The 16,897-nt window shown below is 68.8% G+C and carries 15 protein-coding genes and 1 pseudogene; 6 read left to right on the top strand and 10 right to left on the bottom strand.

The window, feature by feature from the left end; translation table 11 throughout:
• Positions 1 to 48: 48 nt before the first annotated feature.
• Positions 49 to 1,458, bottom strand: coding sequence for a tryptophan 7-halogenase (locus tag ACQB60_RS35200; protein ID WP_496930176.1), 1,410 nt, complete (start codon positions 1,456 to 1,458; stop codon positions 49 to 51).
• A 633-nt stretch (positions 1,459 to 2,091) separates the two neighbouring features.
• On the opposite strand from ACQB60_RS35200, the gene ACQB60_RS35195 reads away from it, so the two are divergent.
• Both ACQB60_RS35195 and ACQB60_RS35190 read left to right on the top strand, forming a co-directional pair.
• Positions 2,092 to 3,510: an NsdA family TPR-like regulatory protein gene (locus tag ACQB60_RS35195; RefSeq protein WP_496930175.1), complete on the top strand. Its 1,419-nt coding sequence runs from the start codon at positions 2,092 to 2,094 to the stop codon at positions 3,508 to 3,510.
• A gap of 251 nt (positions 3,511 to 3,761) precedes the next feature.
• A complete protein-coding gene (locus ACQB60_RS35190; protein ID WP_496930174.1) occupies positions 3,762 to 4,007 on the top strand; it encodes a type I-E CRISPR-associated protein Cas6/Cse3/CasE in 246 nt (81 codons plus the stop codon).
• Between the two features lie 91 nt (positions 4,008 to 4,098).
• On the opposite strand, the gene ACQB60_RS35185 is transcribed toward ACQB60_RS35190, so the two are convergent.
• The 3 genes and pseudogenes from ACQB60_RS35185 to ACQB60_RS35175 all read right to left on the bottom strand — a co-directional run.
• The gene (locus ACQB60_RS35185; RefSeq protein WP_496930173.1) at positions 4,099 to 4,869 is read right to left on the bottom strand and encodes a transposase family protein; all 771 of its coding nucleotides are present in this window, start codon (positions 4,867 to 4,869) and stop codon (positions 4,099 to 4,101) included.
• Positions 4,870 to 4,965: 96 nt separating this feature from the next.
• Positions 4,966 to 5,895, bottom strand: coding sequence for a transposase (locus ACQB60_RS35180; protein ID WP_496930172.1), 930 nt, complete (start codon positions 5,893 to 5,895; stop codon positions 4,966 to 4,968).
• Positions 5,896 to 6,147: 252 nt separating this feature from the next.
• Positions 6,148 to 6,785: pseudogene (locus ACQB60_RS35175) on the bottom strand (transposase family protein); the annotation flags it as partial.
• Positions 6,786 to 6,850: 65 nt separating this feature from the next.
• Here ACQB60_RS35175 and ACQB60_RS35170 point away from each other — a divergent pair.
• Positions 6,851 to 7,003: a hypothetical protein gene (locus ACQB60_RS35170; protein ID WP_496930171.1), complete on the top strand. Its 153-nt coding sequence runs from the start codon at positions 6,851 to 6,853 to the stop codon at positions 7,001 to 7,003.
• 38 nt (positions 7,004 to 7,041) lie between these two features.
• Here ACQB60_RS35170 and ACQB60_RS35165 read toward each other — a convergent pair whose 3' ends face one another.
• The 3 genes from ACQB60_RS35165 to ACQB60_RS35155 all read right to left on the bottom strand — a co-directional run bounded on the left by ACQB60_RS35165 (position 7,042) and on the right by ACQB60_RS35155 (position 8,336).
• Complete coding sequence (locus ACQB60_RS35165) at positions 7,042 to 7,284, bottom strand: hypothetical protein (protein WP_496930170.1); 243 nt, start codon at positions 7,282 to 7,284, stop codon at positions 7,042 to 7,044.
• Positions 7,285 to 7,432: 148 nt separating this feature from the next.
• Positions 7,433 to 8,014: a hypothetical protein gene (locus tag ACQB60_RS35160; RefSeq protein WP_496930169.1), complete on the bottom strand. Its 582-nt coding sequence runs from the start codon at positions 8,012 to 8,014 to the stop codon at positions 7,433 to 7,435.
• Between the two features lie 124 nt (positions 8,015 to 8,138).
• Entirely contained in the window at positions 8,139 to 8,336 is a 198-nt protein-coding gene (locus ACQB60_RS35155; RefSeq protein WP_496930168.1) for a hypothetical protein, read from the bottom strand.
• 296 nt (positions 8,337 to 8,632) lie between these two features.
• Between ACQB60_RS35155 and ACQB60_RS35150 the strand changes: the two genes are divergently transcribed.
• The 3 genes from ACQB60_RS35150 to ACQB60_RS35140 all read left to right on the top strand — a co-directional run bounded on the left by ACQB60_RS35150 (position 8,633) and on the right by ACQB60_RS35140 (position 11,028).
• Positions 8,633 to 8,914, top strand: coding sequence for a hypothetical protein (locus tag ACQB60_RS35150; protein WP_496930167.1), 282 nt, complete (start codon positions 8,633 to 8,635; stop codon positions 8,912 to 8,914).
• Between the two features lie 135 nt (positions 8,915 to 9,049).
• Positions 9,050 to 9,928 (top strand): class I SAM-dependent methyltransferase, encoded by an 879-nt coding sequence (locus tag ACQB60_RS35145; RefSeq protein WP_496930166.1) that lies wholly within the window; start codon positions 9,050 to 9,052, stop codon positions 9,926 to 9,928.
• Positions 9,929 to 10,071: 143 nt separating this feature from the next.
• Positions 10,072 to 11,028, top strand: a complete 957-nt coding sequence (locus ACQB60_RS35140; protein WP_496930165.1) for a lipase family alpha/beta hydrolase — start codon at positions 10,072 to 10,074, stop codon at positions 11,026 to 11,028.
• 43 nt (positions 11,029 to 11,071) lie between these two features.
• On the opposite strand, the gene ACQB60_RS35135 is transcribed toward ACQB60_RS35140, so the two are convergent.
• The 3 genes from ACQB60_RS35135 to ACQB60_RS35125 form a co-directional block, all read right to left on the bottom strand.
• Positions 11,072 to 13,852 carry a discoidin domain-containing protein gene (locus ACQB60_RS35135; RefSeq protein ID WP_496930164.1) on the bottom strand — a complete coding sequence of 927 codons (2,781 nt, stop codon included), beginning with the start codon at positions 13,850 to 13,852 and terminating at the stop codon, positions 11,072 to 11,074.
• Positions 13,853 to 14,066: 214 nt separating this feature from the next.
• Complete coding sequence (locus ACQB60_RS35130; protein WP_496930163.1) at positions 14,067 to 15,194, bottom strand: NADH:flavin oxidoreductase; 1,128 nt, start codon at positions 15,192 to 15,194, stop codon at positions 14,067 to 14,069.
• Positions 15,195 to 15,320: 126 nt separating this feature from the next.
• Positions 15,321 to 16,847: an MFS transporter gene (locus ACQB60_RS35125; RefSeq protein WP_496930162.1), complete on the bottom strand. Its 1,527-nt coding sequence runs from the start codon at positions 16,845 to 16,847 to the stop codon at positions 15,321 to 15,323.
• Positions 16,848 to 16,897 lie beyond the last annotated feature (50 nt).

Below are 16,897 nucleotides of genomic sequence, written 5' to 3'. Positions count from 1 at the left end.
CGAGCGACGTGCGGCCGGCGCCCGCCCCACGGCGGGCGCCGACCCGCGTCACGGCGCGATCTCCCAGCGCCGACCGTTCGACGAGGCGATGAGGGCGCCGGAGGCGGGCTTCTCAAGGCGGGCGGAAGCATCCCCGCGCATCTCCTTGATGCCCGACTGCATGCCGATGGCCAGGGCGTCGAACACCTCGACCGGAACGGGGGTCGGCGCGGCCTCCTCGGGATACCCGGTCCGGGAGAAGTCGATCTCGGAGGCGACTCCACCGACCAGCTCGACGAACGCCTCCAGGGCGGTCCCGTCGTGGTCGATCACCTTCTTGGCCTCCCAGAAGTAGGAGTCCTCGACCACGTTCATCTTGTAGAAGGAGATCAAGAAGTCCCGGAACAGGGCGAACTCGTGGTGGTAGCGCGTCTGGAACTCCTCGAAGCACCGCGACTCGTCCGCGACCCCCGCCAGCACGCTGTTGATGGACCGGGCCGCTTGGACTGCGCTGTAGGTCGCCAGGTGGACGCCGGAGGAAAAGACCGGGTCGATGAAGCAGGCGGCGTCGCCGACCAGGACCATGCCCGGACACCACATCTTCTCCCGGTCGTAGGAGTAGTCCCGGCGCACCCGTACCTTGTCGTACGGTTCCCGCTGGCACCGCTTGGCGTCACCGAGCAGGTCACGGACGATGGGGCACTCATCGATCAGGGAGAGCAGCGCGGCCTCGGGGTCCCCCTGGATGCTTGCGGCCTCCTCGCGCCTCACCACGGCGCCGACGCTGGTGAGTTGATCGGTCAGTGGGATGTACCAGAACCAGCCCCTGTCGAACGCGGCCGACAGGATGTTGCCGGAGTTGGGCTCGGGCAGCCGCCCCCCGCCTTCGAAGTAGCCGAATGCGGCTACGTTGAGGAAGAACTCCGAGTAGTCACGGGAGCCACCGACCTCGTTGTGCAGCCGACTGCCATTGCCCGAAGCATCCACCACGTACGTCGCGGTGGCCTCGCGCTCGACGCCGCCCACATCGGTGTAGCGCACCCCGGCCACCCGTTCGCCGTCGCGGAGCACTGCGGACACGCGTGCTCCCTGGTGTACCTCGACGCCGACCCGGACCGCGTTGTCCAGCAGCATCTGATCGAACTTCGTGCGCTCCACCTGGTAGGCGAAGGAACCGAACTCGGCCAGCCGGGGTGACGAACTGAAGGCGAAGGTCCAGGGGTTGGGGCTGGCTCCCCAACGGAACGTACCGCCGCGTTTGCGCGTGAAGCCGGCCTTCTCGACCTCCTCACTCACGCCGAGCAGCGGGAAGATCCCATGGATGGTGGACGGCAGAAGTGACTCGCCGATCTGGTAGCGCGGGAAGGTCTCCTTCTCCAGGAGGAGAACCCGGTGTCCGTCCAACGCGGTGAGTGTGGCCGTCGTACTGCCCCCTGGGCCTCCACCGACCACGACCACGTCGTAGTCAACCGTTGCCATACCAATCACTGCTCCCGTCGAAATTCCATGTCACCGATGGGGGTTCACTTCCGGATATCGTCAGGCACCCGCTGATGCCACCCAGAGCGAGTAGCAGCCGCATTCGTTTCCCCGCCGTCTGCCTGAATGGGGACATGCCGGGCGACTTCCCGCTGGTTCCAGTAACCGACCTAAGCCGGATTCGGGCAATAAGGCGCACAGGCGCGTTGTGTTGCGCCTTGCGGTCATGTTGCGTTTCCTCACAAATTAAATGACGCCACGTGTTTCACTCGAACCGAACGAGGCGACCCGAGGCGGGGGTTGTGGTCGACGATGATTTACGCTTCATTAAGAGCGTGGGTGATCGACCCCTCGTTCCTGCCGGTCGCTCACGCCTCAACTCTTGTCAGAAGCAACACAGGTGAGGCGGCGTGATGATCGCGGACCACTACACGGCGATTCTCCTGTGCTGCTCAGTCGGCATGACAGGAGCGTTGCCCGTGTTCCAGCGATAACCAGTCTCCCCGGCAGCGCGTTCGACGATCAGTCCACGTAGCCCACTGAGGGGCAGCCCTCCACTGGGCAGCAGATTCGTCAATTGAATCCGTATGCCATAAAAGAAGGACCGGCTTCCGATGCTGCGGTGAAGGGGACATGGGTAAGGGGAAGATTTTAAATAGCGCCCTGGAGCGGCTACTTGCCGAAACAGGCTGGACCGAGGAACAACTCGCCAGAGAAGTCAATCGAGCCGGGCAGGAAGCCGGTTTGGACCTGCGTTACGACCGGACATCGGTATCGCATTGGCTGAGAGGTAGACAGCCGTGGCAGCCCGCACCGCATCTGCTCGCAGAGGCTCTGTCACGAAGGCTCGAACGGACCGTCTCTGTCACCGATATTGGTATGGCGGGGAACTGCTCCCGATCACGCCACAGCATGCGCCTGTCCGACGACCCGCGGCAGACAACTTCGAGCGAACTGGACGCCGTACTGATGCTCAAGAACCTGGCCGAGTTCGACTCTCAGCGGCGGAAGATACTGGCCTGCGCGTCGTACAGCCTGGCCGCGTTGGCGGTACCAGCGTGGCCTCCCCCTTCCGCGTTCCAACGGTCATTTCCAGAACGGAGTCCGGCCACGCAACATCTCACGGCCGAGCAGATCGCGGTCGCCGAACGCATGGCCGCGGTGTTCACCGACACCGATGACTCCTTCGGCGGCGGTCACTCCCGGACCGTGCTGGCCGCCTACCTCGCCCACGACATCGCGCCCCGGCTGCAGGCCCCGGGCAGCAGGACGCTGCGGCGCAGAATGCTCGTCGCCGCCGCTCAACTGACCTACCTGTGTGGATTCATGTGCTTCGACGACCGCCAACACGGTCTGGCCCAGCACTACTACCGAACAGTCCTGAGCCTGGCTTCCGAAGCCGGCGCCCCAGGCATCTACGCGTTCGGTCAGCGGGCCCTGTCGGTCCAAGCTCATGCGCTGGGGCACTTCCAGCACGCGATGCAGCTCGCCGAACTCGCCGCGTCCACAGCACAGCGCGCCCTGCCTCCGCACCGCCACGCCTTCTTCCTCGGCCAGGTCGCCGTGGCATCCGCAGCACTCGACAACCGCGCTGCCGCTCTCTCCGCGCTCGGCACCGCCGAGCGTCGGCTCAGTCAGCACACGTCCAGCACCTCCGACTTCACCATGGGCCGCTACCACCCGGCCTCACTGGAACACCAGCACGCCGCCGTCACGTCACTCCTGGGAGACCGCGCCACAGCCATCACCGCACTGACCGTGTCGCTGCGCCACCGGCCGGCCGACGAGCGCCGCTCCCGTGCCATCACCAGCGCCCGGCTTGCCGGACTCCAAGTCGCCCAAGGCCACCTGGAACAGGCCGTCGCCACGTGGCACACCTTTCTGGACGACTATCCGCACCTCAGCTCCGCACGCGCCACCGCGGCACTGAAGGACCTCCGATCCCGGCTGCGTCCTTATGCGGGGACCCAACCCGCCGACGTCTTGCTGGCCCGAGCCGCGACCCTCGCCGCACCTTGCGGGCGCGGGGAAGGAGATCGAGCACCACGATGACCGGCGTTGGATGTGTCGCTTCCCCGATGACTCCGTGCAGAGCCGCATGGAATCCGACTCCTCACGCCTGCCATACGACTACGGCAAGTCGAAACGCGATCCCTCGACACCTTGTTGTCGAACCTGCACAAGGGGATGGTCGTCAACTGCCGATGTGTGGCCAATCCCGTGCGCAAACCCGGAGCCACCTCTCGGAAGGCGTACAGGCTCCCGCCGGTCGTGCCCTTGAGCGGCGATGCCGCTGTTGAATAGTGGGAACGCCAGTCCACCGCAGCTGGTTTGGAACCCACGCACATCAACGCCCACCCGCTCGCCACGGTACGCGTCTATCGCGGTTCCAAAGGTGGCACCGAAAGACAGCAAATCCAGCAGGCACACAATTCGACGGAACGGCCCGAGTCAATGACGGGGATCTTCTTCTCGAGAAGCTCACTGCAGGTATCGGGCGAGGCAAGGCATACGGATGCGGGCTTCTCGGCATTGCTCCCGCTCGATGAGTCCATCCGAGCGCACCGCCCAGTAATCGGCTAAAACATTTTACACAAGGCCGTGTTCGGGCAGGTCAGGCCCGTTGAGATGGTTCTCTGGTCATGATGCGAGGGCGAGGTTGTGCATGTGGGCGACGGCCTGGACCGCATGGTGGAGGCCGTCGCCGTGCTGCCGGCAGTCGCGGAGGATCTTGTAGTTCTTCATCCGGCCGATCACATGCTCCACCCTCGCGCGGACCGTGCGGTGGGCCGCGTTGTCGTCTTCCTCGCCCGCCAGCAGGGCCGGTCGGGGGCGTTTGCGGTGCGGGGTGACCATCCCGCAGTTGAGGTAGGCGCCATCGCCCAGCAGGGTCACGCCCCGGCACTGCTCGGCCAGGCCGGAGGCCCGCCAGGCATGGGCGTCCGCGGTGGTGCCCGGCACCGGCCGGGCCGCCGCGATCACGAGTCGGGTGTCCGCGTCCACGATGACCTGCACGTTCGCCGAGAACCGGTAGTTACGTGAGGAGGATCCGACCTTGCGGTCGCGGACCGGGACCAGGGTGCCGTCCACGATCCACAACCGGTCGGCCGCATCGGCCGGTCGGGCAACGGGCTCCAATGCGAGCAGCGGGCCGAGCCGTTGGATGACCCGGCACACCGTCGAGGAGGAGATCCCGAACAGCGGCCCGAGCTGCCGCATGGTCAGGTTCGTGCGGTAGTACACGGCCACCACCAGGACCCGCTCGGCCAGCCGAAGGCTCCATGGTCGGCCCCGCAAGGTGCCGTTGCCGCCGCGGTCCCGGACCACTTTCAGTAGCCGCCCGAACCGATCCATCGACAGCCCGGTGAACGTCTCCACCCACACCCGCTCGGCCCTCAACACCCCAGCCATACACCGGAGATGCCCAGCTCACGGCCATGTGCAACACGCCTTACGACCTCGTGCATGGTTGGCGTCCGGGCATGGTGATGGGCCCCTTGGCGCTCCTCACCCCGCTGCGACGGGCCCTGGGAACTGTCGATGCGTGGACGCCAGTCCGGCGATAGCCGGGACGAGTTCGTCGAGGAGTTCGCGCCGTCCGAGGTGACGAGATAGTGCTCGCCAGTTCTTGAGGTGGGCGATGCCGTGCTCGACTCGGATGCGTCGTGATGAGTGGGCCTTGCGCTGCTGGATGAACCGCTCCTCCCACCATGCCGGGGCGTTCTTCTTGAACTTGCGATGCGGTGGCGTGATCACTTGACCGCCGGTCTGTGCACCCAGACCCTGGTACCCGGCATCAGCCAGGATGTGCAAGTCGTGGTGTCTGCTGAGCAATTCGACCAGCCCCGCGTCGCGGGCTTGCGTGATGTCGGGGCAACTCCCGGGCTGCAGAGCACCGCCGAACATCAGCCGCCCTCGCGCGTCGGTCACTACCAGGATCTTCACCGCGTTCTGCGTGCTCTTGCCGGAGACGTAGCGGTCCCGGCCATTGGCGCCGACGGACGGACGGCGCACCCGAACCTCGGTGGCATCGATGATCGCGCTCTGCCCGCTGACGCCAAGGTAGTCGACGACATCAGCAAGTGTGTGGAGTCGGATCCCTGGCCCGACCGTGCAGCCGCGCTGAGCCAATAGGGGCCGGATCTCGCCGACGGCGCGAGTGATGGTGGAGCGGTCCACGCCGAACCAGCAGGCCAACACGTCGTGCGTGACCCCATGGCGCAGGTGGACAAGGGTGGCGAGCAGCCGGTCGACGAAGACCAGCTTGTAGCGGGCTCCGGCTCCCAAGGCGCGTCGCCGCGGCCGTCGCGTAAGGCGCTGGTGGCGCTGAGCGGCCCACAACGGGCCGATCTCGGCGACGAGTTCAGCGATCACATCCCTGGTCAGCCCAGTGATCCGCGAACCGTTGACGATCACCGACCGGGCGACACTCCCCATGAACCAACCATGCCGCCACAAGGCCCGATCGCCAACCATGCACGAGGTCGTAAAGCGTGTTACACAAGGCTGGAACGATCTTCGGATCCGGTCCGCGGGCGCCCGCCAAGATGGTGGACACCGGTACACAGGCAGGCGGTTGACCTTGTTGCCGATGGCCGAAACTGAGCATGATCGCCGTTGTGCAACACCCATTAACGAGTTGGTGCGTGATAGCGGGTGAGGCGTGTTTCGCCTGGTCATGGCTTGTTCTTAGGCGTTGTGGGTGCGGTCGGAGACGAGGCCGGCGATGGCGCGGTAGGTGTCGGGCAGGAGGTCGCGGCGGTGGGTGAAGCGCATCAGTTGCTTCCAGCGTTTGTGGTCGGCGAGGGCGTGTTCGACGGTGATGCGGTCCGAGGAGTGCCCGTGGCGGTCGGTTCCCACTGTTCGACTCTGCCGGGCAATGCTCCGGGCCGGGGCTTTCTGGGCGGTGTGATCGCTTGCCCGCGGTGGTCGCGGCTCAGGCCCAGGTAGCCGTCGTCCAAGAGGACCTCGACGTCGGGATAGTGCTGGAAGCAGACGGCGATGCCTTCGTTGCGGGCGGCCGTGGCGTCGTGCATACGTCCAGGTCGCAGGGCATCAGTCCATAACGTGCGGCCCCGCCAGTCGGCGATCACGGTGGCCTTCATCGTGTTCTGCTTCTTCTTGCCCGAGACGAACGCACGGCGACCGCCGCGGTTGGCCGGCGGCCTGCGGACCTGGATCTCGGTGGCGTCCAGCCGCAGCTCGACGCCCTCGGCCTGGGCGTAGGCAAACACGTCCGCCATCGTCCGCAGTCGCAGGCCAGGACGGTCAGGGACCGCGCACCCCCGCTCGGCCAGGAGCGTACGTATCTCTGCGATCGCACGGGTGGGCGGTCACCAGGCGCGGCGCATCGAACCCGCCGGGGCTCCCGTTGCTGCCCGCGGAGGCGTGGATGCTGCAGTACATCGTGTTGGTATCGCGGTTGAATACGCACAGCAGTGGCCGCACAGCACCAGGGCTGGTGATGAGGAACGCCTGCATCGGTGTCGTGGTGACGATCGCCAGGTTCCGCGCGTATACCGAGGACGTGTTCAGCCAGTGGTAGACGTACCGCCACGCGGGGCGGGGGTCGGAGCCGGCGTTTCACAGGGACTCGGTGACCGGGCCGGTTGGATGAGGGTCGGTCCTGAAGCTCGCGTCCGGGAGGTCGTTGGGCGCCTCTTGGAGAGCCACGATGTTGTGGCTGCGCGCCAGTTCACCGACGGCGTCATACCTGTCCGAGTTCTGCTCGACGTTCCAGTTCGCGGGCTGGTCGGCCTCCGGGGCGGCCTGTGCGGTCGCCACCCCCGAGAGGAGTGCCGAGGACGCGGTCAGTGTCGCTGCCACTGCGACGACCAAGGCGCGGAGTATGCCGCGTCGGCGTTGCCTACCCCATGTCAGGATTCCCCTCTGCGCTGGATTGGACATGGCCGGCGATCTCCCGGGGTCATGTGCCGTACGTGGAGAGATAGCGTCCGGCGCCATTCCTCCCGCGTTACGGGTGGTAGATCTCGGCGACCGAAACGGCGATGTGGTCCGAGTCCTTGAGCACCTGCACCTTCACCTTGACGGTGCCCATCTTGGCGGCCTTCACCAGGTCGTCGTAGGTGCACTTCCTGTTGGCCGCGCCGGTGTCGTCGACGGAGACCCTGCCGTCCGGGGACCCGCAGATCGCTGCGGCACCGAGGATGTTGGTGCTGTTCTGGACCCAGAATGCCTGGTTGCCGACCATCATCTTGTGGTCGGCGAGATAGGTGAGCGTGCCGGTGTACGTGCCCTCGCCGTCGGTCCCGGTGTTGGTGCCGTCCGGCTGGGAGGAGCTGTCGGAGCCGGTGGCAGTGCCGGTGCTGCCACCCTGGTTGCCTCCGCCGCCGGCGGCGGGCTTGCCACTGGAGGAGGCTGAACTGCCGTTGGATGAGGCGGAGTTGCCCGGTGCCGTCGAGGCGGGCGCCGAAGCGGAGGAGTCTCCGGCGCCGGTGTCCTTCGTGCCGTTGCTGTCGTTGCAGGCGGTCAGCGAGAGGGCGAGCGCCGCGGTGGCCGCGACGGCGAGCAGGGCGGGACGGGTGGTGGCGCGCATGGCTGGATCCCCCAAGGAGCAAGGTGTGGACGGTCGTGACGAGTGCTGTTCCTCGTGCATGGACGAGGCTGCCCCGCCCCGCTGGCAGATCACTAATGGCCGTGCCGCGCCCGCTAATGCCTGGCTAACCTTCCAGGTTCCTGGCCCGCGCGGCCTCGTCCCCACTCCCCCGCCCGAGCATGCGGTCCCCCCACAGCCGTGTCGGCAAGCCCGTGAACCCGCCGACGCCGTCCGTGTACTCGGCCTCGACGCTCCCCCAGACCTCACCACCGCCGCACACCACATCAACACAGGGCTGCACCACGACGAGTCCAGCCCGCACGGCACCTAGAGCCGGCCTTTCAGGGCGTCGGCTTCCGCAGGCGCTACCCGCCACCGCGTCTACCTGACGCCGGGCCCAGGCGGGGCGAGATCTGCGTATCCGCCCGCCACGGACTGCCGCCGTGAGCCACTGAGATCCAACAGCAGCCTGCGCGAAGGACGGTGAGGCCATGACGAAGAACCGGGTGTGGCTGTGGACCACCTACGAGAGCCTGGTCCGCGCAGACCAGATCAAGGGGCACCTGCGGGTGTACCGGTGAGCTTCGCCGCCTCCTGCGCGTCCACGCTCAGCTCTCAGTGCAGCTGGGTGGCGATGCGCACCGCCGCACCGCCGCACCGCCGCACCGCCGCACCGCCGCACCGCCGCACCGCGTCAAGGACTACTTCTGCGCCCACTTCTCGGTCACGACCCGCCGCGTCTTCGACTACGCGCCGTTCATGAACGCACTCCACGCCCTGGGCAGGGACCTCATCCTCTTCTGCGTCAACTGCCCCTGCGGCGCTGACGCGGCAGGCCGGGAGGTGATCGCCCACGGGAACACGGAGCGACTCCTCAGACTGGCACTGCACAGCGCGTGACCGACTCTCAGCTGTCACGTCTTCCTCGGTTCGCCATTCCTGGCTCGACTCCGCCGTCACGGGAGCCCCACCCACCCGATGCAATGGACCTCGTCCGTGCGGGACGGAACCGCACTCCCGACGAGGAGGCACACCATGGCAGCGAACGCCCGCGGCACGCGTGGGACCCCGGCTCCCACCCCCGACGACGTCGGGGCGATGTACGACCAGTACGGCGATCTGCTGGCCATGACGCTCGGTTCGAGCGCCGTACACATCGGCATGTACGTGCCGCACGGCGAGCGGGCGCCCGTCACCACGCTGGTCGGCATGGCAGATCTCGCGCAGGAGCGGCAGACCGACTTCCTCATCGACACGTTCGACCCTGTACCGGGCTCCCGCGTCCTGGACATCGGCTGCGGCACCGGCGGTCCCGCGCTGCGCCTCGCGGAGCGCACGGGCTGCCGGGTCACCGGCATCACGGTGAGCAAGAGCCAGCTCGCCCGCTGCCAGGAGCGGCGCGGCGCGCACCCGGCGGGTGAGCGGGTGGACTTCGCGTACGGCGACGCGATGGCACTCGCCTACCCCGACGTGTCGTTCGACGCAGCCTGGTCGATCGACTGCGTACCGCACCTGGCCGACCGGCCGTTGGGGCTGCGGGAGGCCCTGCGCGTCCTCAAGCCCGGCGGGCACGTGCTCCTGACCGAGTTCACCTCGCGGGGCACACCCAGCCAGGAGGAGTCGGCGGCGTACGAGACCCTGTGGACATGTCCGCCGCTCACCTCGTTCACGGCCCTGCTGGGCGACATTGAGGAGACCGGCTTCGATGTCGTGCAGGTGCAGGAGATGACCGCCAACGCGATCCTGTGCAGCGAGTTGATGTGCGCCCTGTACCAGGACCGGCGCGACGAGATCGAGGACCGCTTCGGCAAGGAAGCGCTCGCCCACACCGATCCGCTGATGGGCCCGTTCCGTTCCTTCTCCCGCAACCACTTGGCGTACCACCTGTTGGTGCTGCGCAAGCCGGGGGCCTGAAGGCTGCTCACTGCTCCGCGCGATGGGCGTGCCATTGAGCCGACTCGATCGGCGGGAGGCGCACGGATGGCCCAGGACTGCGTGCGCGAAGACTCGGGCGCGGGTGAGCCTTGAGGTCCGCCACCCAGCCACAGGAGCCAGCCATGCCAGGGCATTCGGCCTTCCACCGGCGTCGTCCGCTCCGTCGGGCCGCCATGACACTGATGGCCGCCTGCGCGTTGGCCCTCGCCTCCCTCGCCTCGGCCCACGGCGCCGCCGCATCCGGCAGCACTGCCGACGACCCGGTGTCCAGAGCGAAGAAGCTGGCCACTCCCTTCCTGCCGGGCGTCAACGACTGGGGCTGCAAGCCGAGCACCAGGCATCCGCGCCCGCTCGTCCTGGTCCACGGGACTCTTTCGCTGCGGGAGGAGTTCCTCGTCACCGCGCCCATGTACAAGAAGGCGGGGTACTGCCTGTTCGCCCTCGACTACGGCAGGCAGCCCCTGACCGGGCTGCTCGTCGGCGGTACCGCACCGATCGCCGAGTCCGCCAAGCAACTGCGCGTCTTCATCGACGGCGTCCTGGCGGCCACCGGTACGCGCCAGGTGGACATCGTCGGCTACTCACAAGGCGGTGTGCTGCCGCGCCAGTACATGAAGTTCGAAGGCGGCGCCCGCAAGGTGCACACCTTCGTGGGGATCTCGCCGCCCAACCACGGTGGCCGCGTGGCGGTGCTCGATGCTCTGCTCGACGAGCAGCCGTGGCTCAAGGCGACGCTGAAGAGATTCCTCGATCCTCTCAACGAGTTCGGGGACACGCTCCCCCTGCCCTGCCGCGCCTGCACCGACCAACTCGCGGGCTCCCCGTTCATGCGCAAGCTCAATCAGGGCGGTGACACCGTCCCCGGTGTGTCCTACACGGTGATCGTGTCCAGGGGCGACGCCGTGTTCGGCCTCTACCAGGACCACTTCTTGAAGGGCCCGAAGGTCAAGAACATCCTGCTCTCCGACGTCTGTCCGCTGCGCGCCCCGGGACACCTGGCCATGATGCACGACACCGTGGCGGCCCGACTCGCCCTGAACGCCCTCGACCCCGCTCACGCGGTGAAACCCTCCTGCTGACTGCTCTCGGTCGTGTGCGCAGCCCCGCCTTCCGGCTCTCCGGCTATCGACGAACGGGGGCTCCCCCGCCCTCGCGATCCACCGTCAGCTCCGCGACACCGGGGTGCTTCTTGGCTTCCGCTGCGCCGCGCACCGTGACGCGTACGTATCGTGCGAGCCGTGGGTGGCCCGCGCTCGCGCGGTGCCAGTGGCTGCCGTCGAGGGAGAGTTCGACGCGGTGGGCGGCGGGCCTGGTGGCCGTCCAGGTCGGGGTGACCTTCTTGACGAGGACGGGCCGGGCGAGATCCGCCGTCAGGTGGCCGCGTGGGCCGTCGGGGACCCACGAGGTGGCCGTGTTGCCGTCGAGGGCGGCGCCCGCGTACATGCCGGGCTGTTGGGACGAGGCTGTGGCGGTGGTGCAGCGGGCCGCGTTGGTGGTCGGGGTGAGGTCGGGGCGGCGGGTCTTCAGGACGGCCGGGGCGCCCTTGTCGACGATCTGCTCGCCTTGCGGGGTGTCGAGCGTCATCGGCGCTCCGTGGGTCAGGCGCACCGTGGTGCGGTGGGCGCCGATTGCGATGTCGTAGGTGCGTCCCTGCCAGGTCAGGCCGCGCAGGGTGACGCCGCGGTGCAGCTGCGGGGGCAGCATCGGGTCGAGGCGGAGGCTGTTCTCGCGCATCCGCAGGCCGGTCAGACCGTTGGTGAAGATCTGCAGGAAACCGCCCTTGCCGGTGAGGAAGTCGTGCGCGGGTGAGCCCGCCAGGGGATCGTCGGCACCCGCCTTGTCGCCGCGGGCCTCCGAGAACTGCGCGAAGGGGCCGCGGACGAACGGCTTGATGGAACGCTCCAGATACGTGTACGTGGAGCAGCCGGGCTCGCCGATTCCGGCCGCGTCGATGGCGTGCACCGAGTCCGTCATGGCCGGGCCGTCCGGGTCGGTGCGCTGCGCGTAGTAGTCGAGGGTGGACGCCGCGGCGCCTTTGGGCATCGGCCATTCCAGCGGGTACATCAGCAAGACCGTGTCGGCCTGTTTGATGGTGCTGCCGTTGTAGCCGTCGTACTGCCTGAAGACCTTGCGCCGCGCGTCGTACGGGATACGGACGCGGTCGGCGATCGTCTTCCACTCCTTGGGGGCGCGCTCGCCGAGCAGGTTGGCGGCCCGGGTGGCGTGGCGCAGGGCGGTGGCGGCGCCCGCGTTGGTGAAGACGGCGTCGTCGACTCCGTTGCTGTACTCGTCGGGCCCGGCCGTGTTCTTGATCGAGTAGCTGCCGTCCTGGGTGCGGCTGACGCGGCTCGCCCAGAACTCGGCGATGCCCTTCAGCACCGGCCAGCCGCGCTCGCGCAGCCACTGCGTGTCCTTGGTGGCCAGGTAGTACTGCCAGGTGGCCAGGGAGATGTCGGACTGGAGGTGGATCTGGGTGCGGCAGTGCGGCGGGTCGACGCTGTGGCACTCCGTGGCCAGATCGCCCGAACTGCCGCTGTTCCAGGGGGAGAAGAGCCCGCGGTGGCCGAGCTTGCGGGCGTTCTGCCGGGCCCCCGCCCGGGTCCGGTAGCGGTAGTCGACCACGGACCTGGCGAGTTCGGGCCGGGTGGCGAGCAGGCCCGGGTACATCCAGGTCTCGGCGTCCCAGAAGACGAGGCCCGCGTAGTTGTCGCTGGTCAGTCCGGCCGGAGCGATGCTGTTGGCGGCGCCCGCTCGGGAGTTGGACAGCAGCCCGTACTGCGCGGACCGCACCCACGACTGCAGCTTGCGCTGCCCGGGCACCTCGATGTCGGCACGCCACAGCCGCGACCAGGCGGCGGTGTGCGAGCGGAGCAGGGTCTGCCAGCCGCGGTCGGCGGCGCGCCGTGCGGCGGTGGTGGCGTCCTGGCGGGGCGTGCGCGAGGTCAGGGCCGTGTCGACACCGACGTACTTGGTGACGTCGTACGACTGCCCGCGCCGGACGGGGACAGTGAGGGCCTGATGTGTCGTCATGCCCCGGGCGGGCCTGGCGCGTTGGATGGTGGCGTGGTGCGTTCCGCGGCCGGGGCGCAGGGTGGAGGCGACCGCTCCCTCCACGTTGGTGCCGTCCGTGCGGAAGGCGACGTCCATGCTCGGCGCGGGCCTGCCGTCGGCGTCGCGGTGTTCTCCGCCCCGGGTCCGGTCGCCGCCGCCGGTCTGCCGGATCCGCCGTGCGCCGCGGCCGTCCAGTGTGTCGGTGACGGTCGCCTCCCCGCTCCAGTGCGGCGTCATGCGCATGCGTACGGCGCCCACGTGCGGGTGGGCCCGGTCGGCGAGGACCTCGTACACGAGGTCGGTGCGGCGGCCGTCGGCGGCGGTCCAGGTCAGCGACGTGCGGACGATGCCGCAGTGGAGGAGGAGGGACTGCCGGTAGTGGGAGATCCGGCCGGGCGGCGTCGAAGAGTTGAAAGTATCGCCGTGAGGGCCGCCGGTACGGACGGTCAGCGTGGTCCAGTTGGGCAGCGCCGCGACGGCCTGCCGGTCGTCGGCGGTCTGCTTGTTGTGCGCGTACAGGCCGGACACGAAGGAGCCGTCATAGCGCGGGGTGAACAGCGGCCAGCCGGTCTTGGCCTCGCTGTCGGCGTATCCGGCGCCGTGGGGCGGCACGCGCTGCCCCAGGTAGCCGTTGCCGACGTAGGCGTGGTGGGTGTCTGCCGCGTCGGGGCGGGTGGTGGCGAGTGTCCAGCCGTCGCCCGTGGGGCAGGTGGCGGCCGTGGAGTCGGTGGCGGCCGTGGTGTTCCGTGCCGTCTGCGAGGCCGCCGGCGGGACCGAGGCAACAAGGACTCCGGCCAGCAGCACCGCGGACAGGCGGGCGGCGCGGGGCCGCACACCAAGGGAGTACGTCATTGTTCTCCGTCACTCTGGATCGCCTGCGAGGGTCCACGGACCATAAATTTCCTGAACGATCTACGTCAATAGCTGCGCCCATTCAGTCAACTCACGAACGAATGAACGGGGTTGCCGAAGCCGACGCGCGGGCCGGGAACGACAGCAGGGCACCGGCGAGAACCGGTGCCCTGCGTCGTGCGAGGCCGACGGTGTCGCCGACCGATACGCGTGCTCAGCTCAGCGTCTGCAGCGCTGCCGCACCGTACGGCTTCAGCTCGTCGAACCGGTTCCCCAGGACCTTGGCCGCCCACTGCGGGTCCTGCAGAAGCGCACGGCCGACGGCGACGAGGTCGAACTCGTCACGCTCCAGGCGGTCCAGGAGGTTGTCGATGCTGCCGATTTCCGCCCCCTCGCCCGCGAAGGCCCGGAGGAAGTCGCCGTCCAGGCCGACCGAACCGACCGTGATGGCGGGCCTGCCGGTGAGCTTCTTGGTCCAGCCCGCCAGGTTCAGGTCCGAGCCCTCGAACTCCGGGATCCAGTAGCGGCGGGTGGAGGCGTGGAAGGCGTCCACACCGGCCGCGGCGAGGGGGACCAGGATCGCCTCGAGGTCCTGCGGGGTCTCGGCGAGCCTGGCGCGGTATGCCTCCTGCTTCCACTGCGAGTAGCGGAAGATCACCGGGAACTCGGGCGAGACGGCCTCGCGGACCGCGGCCACGACCTCGGCCGCGAACTTCGTACGGGCCACGGCGTCGCCGCCGTAGGCGTCGGTGCGGCGGTTCGTCGTCTCCCACAGGAACTGGTCGAGGAGGTAGCCGTGGGCGCCGTGCAGTTCGACGCCGTCGAAGCCGATGCGCTCGGCGGCCGCGGCGGCCTCGGCGAAGGCGCCGATGACGTCGTCGAGGTCGCGGCGGGTCATCGCCTTTCCGGCGTTCTCGGTGCCGTCGACGCGGATGCCGGAGGGGCCGACGGCGGGGGCGTCGGCGTAGGGCGCCTCGCCTTGCTTGCGCACCATGCCGATGTGCCACAGCTGCGGGACGATGGTGCCGCCCGCCGCGTGCACCTCCTCGGCGACCTGCGCCCACCCTGCGAGCTGCTCCTCGCCGTGGAACCGCGGCACACGGTCACTCGACCCGGCCGACTCATGGCCGACGTAGGTCCCTTCGGTGATGATCAGGCCCACGCCCGCTGCGGCGCGGCGGGCGTAGTACGACCGCACGTCCGCACCGGGGACGCCGTCCGGGGAGAACATGCGCGTCATCGGCGCCATCGCGATGCGGTTGGGGACGGTCAGGCCGTTCAGGGTGACGGGCCGGGACAGGACCTCCGCCGCACGGGAGGCGGAAGACGGGGTGGTGGTCATGGGGTGCTCCTTGTCGATATCAGTAGGCAGTCGGCAGTCGGTATCAGTTGGCAGGTGCGGGGTGCTTCATCAGTGGGCGGGTGATGCGCCCGTCGTTCCCGACGGGCGGGGCGGTCCCCTGAACCGCTAGACCGCGGGCTCCTTGGCGGTTTCGGCAACGGCCGTCTCCCCGGCGGGTGTTGACGCGGCGCCTCCGCTCGCCGCGGCCGCTCCGGCGACCCGGGGGCCGTGCTGTCCGCGCAGGCCGAGCCAGCTGATCACCGCGACCAGCGCGAAGGCGGTGGCTCCGATGCCGAAGGTGAGGGTGAATCCGGACTCGGCGGGCAGCGGCGGCACGCCCGCCGGCAGATGCTCGATGGTCCTGGACGCCAGGATGGTGGTGACGATGGCGCTGCCGATCGCGCTGCCGGTGGAGCGGGAGATCGAGTTGATGCCGTTGGCGATGCCGCTCTGGTGGTGCGGGACGCTCGCCATGATGACGGCGGGCATGGCGGCGTAGCCGAAACTGATGGCCGCGCCGACGACGAGACCGGCGCCGATGACCGAGGCGGTCTGGGCGTGGCCGAGGGCCAGCCAGCCGAAGCCGACCGCTCCGAACGCCGCGGACAGGCCGAGGACGAACCGGGGACCGCGGTGGCGTACCAGGCGGCCGCCGACGGGAGAGGCGAGCAGCGAAACGAGCGCACCAGGCAGGAGGAACTCGACGGACGCGCGCAGGATGGAGGCGTCGAAGCCGAAGCCGGTGAGCGCCTCGGGCATCTGGACGAGGTAGGAGACACCGAGGAAGTTCGCGAACATGCCGAAGCCGACGAGGATGCCCGCCAGGTTGGCCATGAGGACCGGGCGGTGGACGAACATCCTCATGTCGACGAGGGGTTCGCGCACCTTGCGCTCGACCAGCACCCAGACCGCGGTCATGACGAGCGCACCGGCGAAGCTGCCCAGCGTACGGCCGGAGGCCCAGCCCCACTCGTGGCCCTGGGAGATCGGCAGCAGGAGCAGCAGCAGGGCGATACCGAGGGTCAGCGCGCCGAGGAAGTCGGTACGGCCCCCGGTCTTGTGCCGGGTCGCGGGGACCAGGACGACCACGGCGAGCAGCGCGAGGACCGCGAAGCCGGTCGCCATCCAGAAGGCGTTGCGGTAGTCGGCGTCGTCGCCGGAGGTGAGGAGTCCGGTGGCCACGAGCGCGAGCCCGCTGCCGAACGCGAGTGTGCCGCTGACCAGGGCCATGGCGCCGGGCAACTTCTGCGGGCGGACCTCTTCCCGCAGGACGGAGAGGGCCAGCGGGAAGATCGCGGTGGCGGCGCCCTGGAACACCCGGCCCAGGATCAGCAGGGGCAGGGAGCTCGCGACCGCGGCGATGACGGAGCCCGCGACCATGACGCCGAGGACGGCCACCAGGGTCGGCTTCTTGCCGCGCTGGTCGCCGAAGCGGCCGAGCAGCGGGGTGAAGACGGCGGCGGACAGCAGGGTGGCGGTGGTCACCCAGCTGACGTTGGCGGTCGAGGTGCCCAGGTCGCTCTGGATCAGGCCCAGGATCGGGACCGGGAGGGTCTGCATCATCGACACGACCATGGCGGCGAGGCTCAGGGCGAAGACGATGACCGTCTCGTTTCTGTGCCCGGCCGGGGTGGCGGGGGCGGCGTGGCTCATGGGAGTCGGGACCTTCTCATTGCTTCATAACGCTGATGTTTGATGACCTC

It is taken from the genome of Streptomyces odontotermitis (genome assembly GCF_050510915.1).
Classification (GTDB): Bacteria; Actinomycetota; Actinomycetes; order Streptomycetales; family Streptomycetaceae; genus Streptomyces.
The sequence above is the reverse complement of the archived record's forward strand: the minus strand, read 5'-3'. Positions and strand labels throughout refer to the sequence as shown.